11 protein-coding genes are annotated in these 12,872 nt (G+C 71.8%); 7 read left to right on the forward strand and 4 right to left on the reverse strand.

The window, feature by feature from the left end; all coding sequences use genetic code 11:
* The first annotated feature begins 217 nt into the window (after positions 1-217).
* A complete protein-coding gene (locus IEJ02_RS01900) occupies positions 218-1,141 on the forward strand; it encodes a LysR family transcriptional regulator (RefSeq protein ID WP_191063019.1) in 924 nt (307 codons plus the stop codon).
* 275 nt (positions 1,142-1,416) lie between these two features.
* On the opposite strand, the gene IEJ02_RS01905 is transcribed toward IEJ02_RS01900, so the two are convergent.
* Positions 1,417-2,424, reverse strand: coding sequence for a sulfotransferase (locus IEJ02_RS01905; RefSeq protein WP_191063020.1), 1,008 nt, complete (start codon positions 2,422-2,424; stop codon positions 1,417-1,419).
* Positions 2,425-2,665: 241 nt separating this feature from the next.
* Here IEJ02_RS01905 and IEJ02_RS01910 point away from each other — a divergent pair, with 241 nt between their 5' ends.
* Positions 2,666-3,577: an endonuclease/exonuclease/phosphatase family protein gene (locus IEJ02_RS01910; RefSeq protein WP_191063021.1), complete on the forward strand. Its 912-nt coding sequence runs from the start codon at positions 2,666-2,668 to the stop codon at positions 3,575-3,577.
* A gap of 121 nt (positions 3,578-3,698) precedes the next feature.
* Here the strand turns inward: IEJ02_RS01910 and IEJ02_RS01915 are convergent, their stop codons facing one another.
* Complete coding sequence (locus tag IEJ02_RS01915; RefSeq protein WP_191063022.1) at positions 3,699-4,907, reverse strand: MFS transporter; 1,209 nt, start codon at positions 4,905-4,907, stop codon at positions 3,699-3,701.
* Positions 4,908-5,199: 292 nt separating this feature from the next.
* On the opposite strand from IEJ02_RS01915, the gene IEJ02_RS01920 reads away from it, so the two are divergent.
* Entirely contained in the window at positions 5,200-6,261 is a 1,062-nt protein-coding gene (locus IEJ02_RS01920; protein ID WP_191063023.1) for a mechanosensitive ion channel family protein, read from the forward strand.
* A 50-nt stretch (positions 6,262-6,311) separates the two neighbouring features.
* On the opposite strand, the gene IEJ02_RS01925 is transcribed toward IEJ02_RS01920, so the two are convergent.
* Together IEJ02_RS01925 and IEJ02_RS01930 are read right to left on the reverse strand one after the other, a co-directional pair.
* Complete coding sequence (locus IEJ02_RS01925; RefSeq protein WP_137976321.1) at positions 6,312-6,992, reverse strand: response regulator; 681 nt, start codon at positions 6,990-6,992, stop codon at positions 6,312-6,314.
* Positions 6,989-8,191: a sensor histidine kinase gene (locus IEJ02_RS01930; protein WP_191063119.1), complete on the reverse strand. Its 1,203-nt coding sequence runs from the start codon at positions 8,189-8,191 to the stop codon at positions 6,989-6,991. The genes IEJ02_RS01925 and IEJ02_RS01930 overlap by 4 nt, the downstream gene beginning before the upstream one ends.
* 405 nt (positions 8,192-8,596) lie before the next feature.
* On the opposite strand from IEJ02_RS01930, the gene IEJ02_RS01935 reads away from it, so the two are divergent.
* The 4 genes from IEJ02_RS01935 to IEJ02_RS01950 all read left to right on the forward strand — a co-directional run bounded on the left by IEJ02_RS01935 (position 8,597) and on the right by IEJ02_RS01950 (position 12,857).
* On the forward strand, positions 8,597-9,388 hold the full coding sequence (locus IEJ02_RS01935) for a class I SAM-dependent methyltransferase (protein ID WP_137976322.1): 792 nt from the start codon (positions 8,597-8,599) through the stop codon (positions 9,386-9,388).
* 240 nt (positions 9,389-9,628) lie between these two features.
* Positions 9,629-9,820: a putative ATP-grasp-modified RiPP gene (tgmA, locus tag IEJ02_RS01940; RefSeq protein ID WP_020874241.1), complete on the forward strand. Its 192-nt coding sequence runs from the start codon at positions 9,629-9,631 to the stop codon at positions 9,818-9,820.
* A 15-nt stretch (positions 9,821-9,835) separates the two neighbouring features.
* On the forward strand, positions 9,836-10,774 hold the full coding sequence (gene tgmB, locus IEJ02_RS01945; RefSeq protein ID WP_191063024.1) for an ATP-grasp ribosomal peptide maturase: 939 nt from the start codon (positions 9,836-9,838) through the stop codon (positions 10,772-10,774).
* Positions 10,775-11,024: 250 nt separating this feature from the next.
* Positions 11,025-12,857, forward strand: a complete 1,833-nt coding sequence (locus tag IEJ02_RS01950) for a glycoside hydrolase family 15 protein (RefSeq protein WP_191063025.1) — start codon at positions 11,025-11,027, stop codon at positions 12,855-12,857.
* Positions 12,858-12,872: the final 15 nt, after the last annotated feature.

Below are 12,872 nucleotides of genomic sequence, written 5' to 3' on the forward strand. Positions count from 1 at the left end.
CCGGTTCCCCTTGCCGGTCCGGCCGGAGCAGTGGGAAGGAAACCGTCGTGGGCGGGCTGTGACCGTACGGTCAGCCAGTGCGGATGAGGCCGTGTCCGATCGGTCAGTTCAATGGGCGAGTACGGGCGAAATCCGTCACGATGATTTTGACGGCGTATCGATCACGCGTCCAATTAAAGTCTTTCGGGAATTGATAAACGATTTTTATCTTCCTGGGGTGATCGAAATTCGCCAGCTCACCGTGCTCGCAGAGGTCTGTCGCTCCGGCTCGTACAGCGCCGCGGCGGACCACCTCGGTTACACCCAACCGGCCATCAGCTATCACATGCGCGCGCTGGAACGTGCCGTGGGCGTAGCCCTGACGGTCAAGGCGGGGCGGGGGGTGCGGCTCACGCCCGCGGGCCACAGACTCGCCGAGCGCGCCCGGGGGGTGCTGGCCGGGCTGCGGGACGTGGAGAACGAGTTCGAGGCGCTCGCCGCGCGCACCCGTGGCCGGGTGCGGATGTCCTCCGTGCAGAGCGTCTGTGTCGCCGTGCTGCCCTCGGCGCTGGCCCGGCTGGGCGCCTCCCGGATCGAGGTGGAGGTCGAGCTGGGCCAGACCACCTCCCATGACGCGTACCGGCTGCTGGACGCGGGCGAGACGGATCTGGCGATCGTCGCCGACGACGAGCCGGGAGAGGCGGAGCCCGCGGGGGCCCCGCTGCGCCGGGTCCCGCTGCTGGTCGACCGCCGCCATGTGCTGCTGCCGCGCGGCCACGCGCTCGCCGGGCGGCGCAGTCTCCGCCTCGCCGATCTGGCGCGGGAGCGGTGGATCCTGGAGCGGGACCGCGAGCGGCTGCTGCGGCGCTGCGCGGAGGCGGGGTTCGAGCCCCGGGTGGTGACCACGACCGATGACCAGGCGACGACCCTCGGCCTGGTGGGCGACGGGGTGGGGATCGCCCTGATGGACGGCCTCGGGCTGCTCCCCCGGCCCGATCCGCGGGTCGAGCCGCGCCCACTGGACGACTGGCCCCGGCGCCATGTCCACGCCCTGCTGCGGCCGGAGACGGCCAGGGTGCCCGCGGTGGCCGCCCTGCTGGAGGCGCTGCGGGCGGTGGCCGTCGAGCAGTCGGGGGGTGCGAGCGAAGCGGCGACGGCCTGACGCCGGATCTACCTCATCCGCCACGCACCGGGCTGTGGGCCCCGCTCACCCGCCGTGGGCCAGGCTCACCCGCCGCCGCCGTGGGCCCCGCTCACCCGCCGTGGGCCAGGCTCACCCGCCGCCGCCGTGGGCCCCGCTCACCCGCCGTGGGCCAGGCTCACCCGCCGCCGCCGTGGGCCCCGCTCACCCGCCGTGGGCCAGGCTCACCCGCCGCCGCCGTGGGCCCCGCTCACCCGCCGTGGGCCAGGCTCACCCGCCGCCGCCGTGGGCCCCGCTCACCCGCCGTGGGCCAGGCTCAGCGCGCGGACGCCGGGGGCGCAGCTCTCGCGGAGGGCGGCCAGTTCGGCGGGCGGCAGGGTCGCGGCGGCCGTGCCCCGGCGGTCGCCGTCGAGCAGGGCGCGTCCGGCCGCCAGCCACTCCGGGAGGGGTTCCACCCCGAGGTGCTGGGCCAGCCGGGTGAGCTCGCGCTCGGGCGCGTCGAGAAGGCCCTCGTACGACAGGGACATCCGGATCGCGGCGGGGAGCCGCGACAGATGCCCCAGCCCCTCGACGATCGTGCTCGACCACAGCTCGCCGAACTCGGCCACCGGCACGGACCGTTGGTACAGCGGACGCAGATCGGCCTCGTCGTCGCTGAGCAGCGCCGCGAGACCGGCCGGAAGGTCCTCGGTGCTCGTGGCGCGCTCCGTCATCAGCTGGATCAGCCGGAATCCGGGGTGACGGCTCATGGAGAGCGCGCAGTCCGCGCCGTCCCGGTGCAGGTGGACGAACCGGGCCTCGGGGAAGACCTCCCTCAGCCGGGGCACCGACCGCAGCGAATAGCCGGACCGCTCCACGACGGCCCGCCGGCCGAACCGCTCCCCCAGCAGGCCGAACAGCGCCCGGTAGTGATCGGCCACCGGTGCCGCGGGCCGCCGGGACAGCTCCGGCTCCAGCGCGTCGAACAGCGCGTCGGGGTCGTCGGTGAGATGCGGCAGCGTCATCATGCACACCGCCGGAATGCCACCGCCCGCCACCGAGAACCGCCCCTTGAGATGCGGATACCGGTATTCGGGCAGCGGGATGCCATCGCGGATGACACGGTTGGCGAACGACCGCGGAGTGGCGAGGATCCGCCAGAACTCCGCCCCGGTCAGCGGCGCCTCGGGAAGCGCGTCCGGCTCCAGGGAGGCGATCAGCTCGCTCACGCTCAGCAGATCCGGATGCAGCCGCAGGACGCGCGACAGAGCGGTCGAACCGCATCGTCCGGTCCCCACGACGAAGGTCAGCGGCCGTACGGTCACCCCGGGTGCCCCTTCCGTCTCCGACGACTACCGGCCTCCCTACCCATCGGTGCCCCCGCGCACCCCCGGCCACTCCCGTCACTCGTGGGGCCCCTCGTCACCGGTGGTCTCCACAGGCACTCTTGAGGTCGGCTCGGCGTGACCGTACGTTCCATCGCACGGCCACCGCAGGACACACCCCCCACACCACGGGGTCCGACACTGAAGGCCGTCACCGCACCTTCAAGACCTTGGAGGAGCCATGCCCGCACCTGTGTTCAGCCGCCGTCACGGTATGCGCGCCGCGGCCGCGGCGGCCGTCGCGCTTCCGCTCGCCTCGCAGCCGCAGAACGTGGCCGCGGCCGCCCCCATCGCCACGATCGCCCCCGCCGACGGTCCCCGGCTGGCCGTCATGACGTTCAATCTGCGCTACGCCAGTGACGCCGAGCCCAACTCCTGGGGGCAGCGCCGCCCCGTCATGCGGGAGCTGCTGCGCCGGGCCCGGCCCCATCTGCTGGGCACCCAGGAGGGGCTGTACGGCCAGCTGCGCGACATCGCCCACGACCTCGGGCAGCGTTACTCGTGGATCGGCACCGGGCGGATGGGGGGCAGCCGGGACGAGTTCATGGCCGTCTTCTACGACACCGAGCGGCTCGAACCCATGGAATACGACCACTTCTGGCTGTCCGACACCCCGAATGTGATCGGCTCCAACACCTGGGGCGGGGCCGTGGTCCGGATGGTCACCTGGGTGCGCTTCCACGACCGGCACACCGGCGAGGAGTTCTACGCCCTCAACACCCATCTGGACCACCGGAGCCAGAACGCCCGTGAGCGCTCCGCCGCGCTGATCACCGAGCGGCTCGGCGGTCTGGACTCCGCGCTCCCCCGCATCGTGACCGGTGACTTCAATGTGGCGGCCCACGGCAACCCGGTCTACGACGCCATGCTGAACGGCGGCACGCTGGTGGACACCTGGGACACCGCCGAGCGGCGCGGCCCGCTGTACGGGACGTTCCACGGCTTCGGTCCGCTGGTCCCGGACGGCGACCGGATCGACTGGATCCTGACCTCACCCGGTGTGCGCACCCGCCACGCCGTCATCGACACCTACGCGCGGGACGGCCAGTTCCCCAGCGACCATCTGCCGGTGCGGACGGTCCTGGAGCTGTAACGCGGGGCTCCCTCAGCGGCCGGTCCCGAGGGCCGGGCTTCCGTGGCCGGTCCCCGGCGGTCGTGCCTCAGCGGCCGGCCCCGGTGGCCGGGCCTCAGCGGCCGGTCCCGGTGGCCGGGCCTCAGCGGCCGGGCGCCTCCGCGGAGAGCGCCCGCAGCCGCAGCAGGGTGGCCACGGCCAGCAGGGCCACACAGCCCGTGAAGATCAGCCCGGCGGACCGCAGCCCGACCGCGACCGTCAGCGCGCCCACGCCGATCACCGGAATCGAGATCGCCAGATACATCAGCACGAACAGGGCGGAGGTGACCTCGGCGCGGTGGTCGGCCGGGCTGCGCTCCGTCACCACCCGCACCGCCGCGTGGAACGACAGCCCCTGCCCCGTCCCGGCGACGACGGCGCCCAGCACCAGCAGCGCCAGTGACGCGCTCGCGAGCGAGGCGGCGATGGCCGCCATGCCGGCCACCAGCACCGCGCATCCCCCGGGCAGCGAACGTCCCGGGCCCAGCCGCCGCCCCAGCGCCTGCCCGGCGATCGAGGCGGCGAACACCGAGAACGCCACGGCACCGGCGACCGCGAGATTGCTCTCCCCCTCCACCTCGCTCAGGAACGTGGGCGACACCGAGGTGAACAGGCCCAGCGTGGCGAAGCCCGCGAACCCCGCCATGGCCGCGGCCGCGAACGTCGAGCGCATCTCCTTGGGCACCCGCAGCCGCTGCGGCCTCAGCGGCGGGCGGCTCCGCTTCCGTACGGTCTCCGGGAGGGCGAGCACCACGGCGGCGCCCACCGCCACCAGCACCAGGTCCACCACGAACACCAGCTTCAGCGGGGCCGGGGCGTACTGCGCCAGCACCCCGGCCAGCAACGGGCCGAGGCCGAGCCCGCCCAGGTTGGCCCCGGTCGCGAGGAGGGTGACGCCACGGCGCAGGCGCTCGGGCGCCAGCTCGATCACCGTCACGGTGGCGGTGCCGGTGGCCAGACCGGCGGACAGCCCCGACAGGGTGCGGCCCGCGAACAGCTCCGGCAGTCCCTGGGCGAGGAGGAAGCACACCGCGCTCAGCCCCGACAGCACCAGCGCGGCCAGCATGACGGGCCGTCGCCCGATGAAGTCGGACACACTTCCGAGCAGCAGCAGCGCGACGATGACCCCCGCCGCGTACACCGCGAAGATCACCGTGACCATGAACGAGGAGAAGCCGAACTCCCGCTGGTAGAGCGAGTAGAGCGGGGTGGGCAGCGTCGTACCGCACATCGTGACCACGAAGGCGTACGCGGCCGCGAGGAACGGCCATCCCCGCTCCACGTCGTCCACATCACCGCGGCGGCTGTCCATACGACCCGATTCCACCACACAACACCTGTGCGTCAAACGCGGTGGCGCGCCGCCCCGAGGCTGGCGGGTTACATGCGGTAGCGGGGCATCCCGTCATTCGGCCCTCATCGCATACGGCAGGATGGCACCTCACGCCGGAGCCGTACACATGTGCGCCCGGCATCCCCCGTAGAACCCAGGCACGAGCAGGTGACATGGTGATTCCACAGAACTCCAGACCGGAGGCCGCCCCGACGACGGCATGCCCCACGGCCGCTTCTGACGCGCTTTCCGGCATAGCGGACGGTGGCCGATGAACCGGGCTCTCACCTTGCACGATGTCATCGTCGTCGGAGCGGCGCTGGTCTGCGGCGCGGCCGGTGGTGTGCTGTTGCGCGTGGCGCTGCGCTGGCTGGGTGAGCGGGCCCGGTCCACCCGGTGGAGCGGTGACGACATCATCGTCGACACGCTGCGCACCCTGGCCCCGTGGGCGTCGATGGCCGCCGGTGTCGCCGCCGCGGCCGCCGCGCTGCCGCTGAACCGCACGGTCGGCCATGACGTCAATCAGACGCTGGTGGCCGTGCTGATCCTGGTCACCACGGTCACGGCGGCCCGGGTGGTGGCCGACCTGGTGCGCTCGCTGGCGCTGTCCCGCTCCGGGGTGGCGGGAACGGCCACCATCTTCGTCAACATCACACGGATCGCCGTCCTGGCGATGGGTGTGCTGATCCTGCTGGAGACGCTGGGCGTCTCGATCGCTCCCCTGCTCACCGCCCTGGGCGTGGGTGGTCTGGCGGTCGCCCTGGCCCTTCAGGACACGCTGGCGAACCTCTTCGCGGGGGTGCACATCCTGGCCTCCAAGACGGTGCAGCCCGGCCACTACATCCGGCTCAGCAGCGGGGAGGAGGGGTACGTGGTCGACATCAACTGGCGCAACACGGCGGTGCGGCAGCTGTCGGACAACCTCGTCATCATCCCGAACGCCAAGCTGGGCAACACCATCATGACCAACTTTCACCAGCCCGAGCAGCAGATGTCGGTCATGGTCCAGGCCAGGGTCGGCTACGGAAGCGATCTGGACCATGTCGAGCGGGTGACCATCGAGGTCGCCGGGAAGGTGATGTCCGGGGTCGAGGGCGGGGTCGTCGACCACGAGACGAGTGTGCGCTTCCACACCTTCGGAGAGTCCGGCATCGACTTCTCGGTGTTTCTGCGGGCTCTGGAGTTCAGCGACCAGTACCTCATCAAGCATGAGTTCATGAAGGAACTGCACCGCCGGTTCCGCGCCGAGGGCATCGAGATCCCGCTGCCCACGCGGACGCTGGTCCTGCCCGACCAGGACCGGGCGCCGCTGCCGGGCCGACCCGCGATCTGACGTGATCTGACGCGGTCAGCCCTCAGCCGTCAGCCCTCAGCCATCAGCCCTCAAGGCAGCAATCGCCGCTCGGTGGCCACCGCCACCGCCCCGGCCCGGGTCTCGACCCCCAATTTCCCGTAGATCCGTCCCAGATGGGTCTTGACCGTGGCCTCGCTGATGAACAGGGCCCGGGCGATCTCCCGGTTGCCCAGGCCGCGGGCCAGCTGCCGGAGGATGTCGCGCTCCCGCTCGGACAGCCCGGGGCGCGGGCTGCGCATCCGGGCCAGCACCCGGTCGGCGACCGGGGCCGACAGCGCGGTACGGCCGGAGGCGGCGTTCCGGATCGCCGCGAACAGCTCCTCCGGCCGCTCGGCCTTGAGCAGATAGCCGGTGGCCCCGGCCTCGATGGCACGGGTGATGTCGGCGTCGGTGTCGAACATGGTGAGCACCAGCACGCGCGGCGCGGGCGGGTCGCCGGAGACCAGCCGCCGGGTGGCGGTCACCCCGTCCATCCCCTCCCCGAGCTGCAGATCCATCAGCACCACATCGGGCCGGAGCCGGGCGGCCATGGCGAGGGCCTCCTCGCCGCTGCCCGCCTCGCCGACCACCTCGATGCCGTCGGTGCTGGCCAGCAGCGCCCGCAGCCCGGCCCGCACCACGGCATGGTCGTCGCAGAGCAGCAGCCGGATGGCGGGGGTGGCCGACGGCGTCGGAGACGGGGACGGCGTCGGGGACGACGGCGGGCTCATGGCGTGGCCTCCACGGGACGGTCGGGGACGAGGGCGGGAAGGGGTTCGACGGGGATCGCGGCCGAGACGACGGTCCCCTCGCCCGGTGCGGACTCGACGGTGAGGGTGCCGCCCAGCTGCCGTACGCGGGCCCGCATGGCCGGCAGCCCGTGGCCGCGCGACCGGTCCGCGCCGGGGGCCGGGACGGCGTCGGTGTCGAAGCCGCGGCCGTCGTCGGCGATGTCCAGACAGATCTGGTCGCCCAGGCAGGTCAGGGTGAGCGCGGCCCGGCTCGCCCCGGCGTGCTCCCGCACATTGGCCAGCGCGCCCTGGGCGATGCGCAGCAGCGCCGCCTCCACCCGCTCGGGCAGCGGGCCGAGGGCTCCGTCGAGCCGGAAGTCCACCGCCGGTCCGGCACCGCTCTCCCGCTCGGCGAGCGCGCCGAGCGCCTGGGCCAGGGAGCGCTCGGCGAGGTCGGCCGGGGCCAGGTCCTGGACGAACCGGCGGGCCTCGGCGAGGCTGCGGGACGCGATCTCCGCCGCGTTCCGCATATGTCCCCGGGCGGCCTCCGGGTCCGTCTCCCAGGTGCGGTCGGCGGCCTGGAGCAGCATCCGCTGGCTGGACAGGCCCTGGGCGAGGGTGTCATGGATCTCCGAGGACAGCCGCTGGCGCTCGGCCAGGATCCCCGCCCGCCGCTCGGTCGCGGCCAGATCGCGGCGGGTGCGGACCAGGTCGTCGATCAGCACCCGCTGCCGGGCCGACTGGCGCCGCAGATGGATGAGGACGGCGGCGGCCACGGCGGCGATGGCGGGCGGCGCGATCAGCGCGTTGGGGTCGAAGCCGTCGTGCATGAACCGCAGCTTGGAGGCGACGACCAGCGCGGTGAGCACGGCGGCCAGGGGCACCGCGAACCGGGTGGGCAGGGTGTGCAGACCGGTGAAGAACAGCGGCATGGCACACCAGGCGGCGCTCGGCGCGAGGAGCAGCAGCGCGACCCATGCGGCGAGCACCGCGGTCAACCAGACCAGATAGCGGCCGGAGGGCCGGCCGCCGGGGCTCGGCGCGGGCGCCGGCCACCGGCCGGGCAGATAGAGCGCGCCGAAGGCCACGAAGAGGGCGATGACCCAGCCGTTGGGCGCGCTGCCGGTGTCCCGGATCAGATAGCGCACCAGCGAGGAACCCAGCAGCAGGAAGAACGCGATGTGCAGGACCGCCGTCAGCCACCGCTCGTCCGGATCGTCCGGCCCGTCGGACCCGGACCGCCCGGACCACGCCGACCACGGTGTCGACCACGCCTTCGGCCACGGCGCCCACCCGGACCGCCCGACCGCCCCGACCGCCGACCGCACCCCGGCCCCTCCCCTGCTCTCCGGTCCACCCGGTGCTTCTCGGGTTTCCTCTTGGGTTCGCTTCGGTTCACTCCCCCACCAGTCCTAACGCGCCGGACCCGACGCCGCATCATCCGATCGGTTGATACGGCGGTCCCCCGGACCGCCTCCTGACCAGGGCCGCTCCGCCGATCCCCGCCGCCGCCACGGTGCCGAGGCTGGTACCGACCACGACGACGCGGGAACACATGGGCCGCCAGGCCGCCGCGTCCCCACCACCAGCACGAGAGAGTCCCCATGCCCGCCAAGAACCTCAGCGTCAACCGCTCCGCCCTCGGCCACCGGGTCTCCTACGCGCTCCGCCATCCGCAGCGCGTACCGCGCCATCTGGTCCGCGCCACCCGGGACGCCTGGCTGCGCTACCGCTACCCGGACCATGTCGCGTACTACCGCGCGGTGATGCGGTCGGACACCCGTACCAGTCCGGAGGCGGCGGTCGGCAGCCGCAGCCACGAGCGGTGGCTGGCGCTGGGCGCGATGCAGTTCGACTATCTCCTCGGCCACGGTCTGCGGCCGGAGCACCGGATGCTGGAGATCGGCTGTGGCAATCTGCGGGCGGGCTGGCGGTTCATCAGCCATCTGGAGCCGGGCCACTACTACGGCATCGACATCTCGCCCGACATCCTGGCGGCCGCGCAGGACACGCTGGTGCGCCAGGGGCTCCAGAGCCGCCTGCCCACCCTCACCCCGGTCCGCGATCTGACGCTGCGGTTCCTGCCCGACGCCCACTTCGACGTGGTGCACGCGCACAGTGTGTTCTCGCACTCGCCGCTGCCGGTCATCGAGGAGTGCCTGGCGCACGTCGGCCGCGTCATGGCGCCGGGCGGCTGGTTCGACTTCACCTTCGACCGCACCGAGGGCGTCGAACACCAGGTGCTGCGGGAGGACTTCTACTACCGCACCGAGACGCTCATCGCCCTGGCCGAGAAACACGGCCTGGCCGCGCGCTTCATGGCGGACTGGGAGGAGCTGCCGCACGGCCAGTCGAAGATCCGCGTCACCCACCGCGAGGGCGGACCGGCGTCCTGACCCGACGGGCGGTCAAGCCCGGTGGTCCGCCTCGGAACACCGAGGCGGATCCGGTGCTCCCCCGGAACAGGCCGACTATTCGAAGACGCAATTCCTGAGGCATATGTTGCCTTCGGGGCCTGTGACACACTTCATATCGCCCTACACAGGACAAAATCGTTGCTAGTCGGTGCCGTAGACTTTTAGTACGTACTGTTGCGTGGTGGATAGACGAATACATGGAGCACCAAGAGGTCACTCATGCAGCCCTTCGTACTGAAGCACGCAATCCCCGCCGAGCGGTCGTCGGCCAGTGTTCCCTACGCCTATAACGCCGCACTGCAGTTGAATGTCCTCTCCGACGGCCGTCCGGCCATCGCCGACCGGGCGGTGCTGCTGGCGACCGGCACGACCACGTCCACAGCCGGCTCCAAGACACACTTCGACGACTGACCTGCGCCTACGTCGATGACGGTACTCATCCTGACCTGCCGCCAGGATGTCACGGCCGACTTGGTGGTGGCGGAGCTGCGCGAACAAGGCGTCCCTCTGATGCGTTTCGATCCGGCCGACCTTCCGGATCAGGCCGCCCTGTCGGTCGAATTCGACCGTGGAGACTTCACGGGATATCTGTCGACCGAGGGACGCCTCGTCAGCATCCACGGCCTGCGGTCCATCTGGGTGCGCAGGCCGGGGCGGCCGGCGGCGCACGCGGCGAATCCGTCGGAGTGGCTGACGGCCGAGTGCGGACAGGCCCTGTACGGGATGCTCTACGCGACAACGGCACGCTGGATGAACCATCCGGCGGCCGCCGAGCCGGCCCGCCACAAACCCTTCCAGTTGCGGGTCGCCCAGCACAGCGGTTTCGCCGTGCCCTCGACTCTTGTCACCACCTATCCGCGCGCGGCGCGCGATTTCGCCGTCCAGTACTCGGACATCGTGGTGAAATCCGCCTCCGGTCCGCCGTCCGTCGAGCCGCCGGTCGCGCTGCCCACCACCCGTATCGGACCGGACACGGATTTCTCCGATGTCGCGGCCGGGGCGACCCTTCTTCAGCGCTACATTCCCAAAGCGGCGGACATCCGGCTGATCTGCGTCGGCAGCCAGTTATTCGCCGCGCGCAAGACCGCCGCCTCCGGCCAGGTGGACGGGCGCTATGGCTGTCATGGACACCACTGGGAAGCCGTGGACGTGCCCGCCAGAATCGTGCGCTCGGTGCATGAGTACATGACGCTCACCGGTCTTGCCTACGGGGCGTTCGACTTCGCCGAGGACGCCGATGGCGTGTGGTGGTTCCTGGAGTGCAACCAGGGCGGCCAATTCGGCTTTGTCGAGCTCGAGACCGGTCAGCCCATCGCGGCGGCGGTCGCGTCCTGGCTGGCGGCCCCCAGCGCCGCCCTGCGCTGAGGGCCGGGAGCCCCGCCGGGTTCCCGCCCCGCCGGGTATCCGGCCCGCCGGGTATCCGCCCCCGCGGCCACACACGGTGACGGCCGGTGACGCGGAGGCGGCGCCCACGGCCCGTCGCATGTGGCGCGGGCGCCGTGGGCGCCGTGGTGGGCCGGGCGCTGCGCCGGACCGGTCCGGCGGTCGTATGGTGAAGTGAGAGTCCGCGCCGCCCATGAGTTCCCAGCCCCTCCCTCCAGCGCGGGAGGTTCCGATGACCGTCGCCGAGAGCATCCGCCACCCGACGGACGCGTCCCGCTATGTGCCGATCGCCGAGCACGGTCTGATCGGCGATCTGCGCACCGCCGCGCTCGTGGACACGCGCGGCACCATCGACTGGTACTGCCCGGTCCGGTTTGACGCCCCCAGTGTGTTCGCGTCGATCCTCGACGCCGACCGCGGCGGCTCCTTCCAGCTCACACCCGAGGTGCCCGCCCGGACGAAGCAGTTCTACTTCCCGGACACCAACATCCTCATCACCCGCTTCTTCGCGGACGACGGCGTCGCCGAGGTCCAGGACTTCATGCCGATCGTGGACGACTCGCGCGAGGCGGACCGGCACCGGCTGATCCGCCGGGTGCTGTGCGTCCGCGGCTCGCTGCCCTTCACCGCGCGGGTGGCGCCCCGGTTCGACTACGGCCGTCAGTCGCACACGGTGCGCGCCGAGAAGGGGCTCACGATCTTCGAGTCCCCGGAGCTGTCGCTGGCGCTGACCTCCGGCGTCACCGTGGAGATCGACGGACCCGATGTGGTGTCCACGTTCAAGCTGGTCGAAGGCGAGGCCACGGTGTTCGCGCTGGACCGGATCGGCGGTATGGTGCAGCCGCGGCACTGCCCGCAGGGGGAGGCGGAGGAGCTGTTCGACGCCACCGTGCGCTACTGGCGCCGCTGGCTCGCGCAGTCCCGCTACCGCGGGCGGTGGCGGGAGATGGTGCACCGCTCGGCGCTCACCCTCAAGCTGCTCACCTACGCGCCGACCGGCGCCATCGTGGCGGCCCCGACGACCAGCCTGCCCGAGCAGATCGGCGGCGAGCGCAACTGGGACTACCGATACGTCTGGGTCCGCGATGCCGCGTTCTGCATCTACGCGCTGCTGAGGCTGGGCTTCACCCAGGAGGCCGAGGCGTTCGTGCGCTTCCTGTCCGAGGGCATCACCCTCGGGGACGGCCCCGGCGGCCCGCTGCAGATCATGTACGGCATCGACGGCCGCAGCGAGATCCCCGAGGAGATGCTCTCCCACCTGGAGGGGCATCTGGGCTCGTCCCCGGTCCGGGTCGGCAACGCGGCGGTCCACCAGCTCCAGCTGGACATCTACGGGGCGCTGGTGGACTCCCTCTACCTCTACGACAAGTGGGGTCAGCCGCTGTCCAGCGACCACTGGGACGCCGTGTGCAAGCTGGTCGGCTGGGTGTGCGACAACTGGGACCGGCCCGATATGAGCGTCTGGGAGACCCGCGCCGGTCCACAGCGCTTCCTGTACTCGCAGCTGATGTGCTGGGTCGCGATCGAGCGGGCGATGCGCATCGCCCGCCACCGCGGACTGCCCGCGGACATGTCCCGCTGGTCGACGTCGCGCGATGACATCTACCGCCGGATCATGCGCTGCGGCTGGTCGCCGCGGCGGCGCGCCTTCGTGCAGCGCGAGGGCGAGGAGGTGCTCGACGCCTCGCTGCTGATGATGCCGCTGTCGAAGTTCATCTCCCCCACCGACCCCAAGTGGCTGTCCACCCTGGACGCGCTGGGCGAGGAGCTGGTGGCCGATTCACTGGTGTACCGCTACGACCCCACGGTGAGCCCGGACGGGCTGCGTGGGGAGGAGGGCACCTTCTCGATCTGCTCGTTCTGGTACGTCGAGGCGCTGTCCCGGGCCGGCCGGGTGGACGAGGCGCGGCTGGCCTTCGAGAAGATGCTCACCTACGCCAACCATGTCGGGCTGTACGCCGAGGAGATCGGCCGCACCGGTGAGCAGATCGGCAACTTCCCGCAGGCGTTCACCCATCTGGCGCTCATCAGCGCCGCGTTCAACCTGGACCGGGCCCTGGGCTGACGGCGGGGGCACGCC

It is taken from the genome of Streptomyces sp. 5-10 (genome assembly GCF_014712245.1).
In the GTDB taxonomy this organism is placed as follows: Bacteria; Actinomycetota; Actinomycetes; order Streptomycetales; family Streptomycetaceae; genus Streptomyces; species Streptomyces violaceusniger.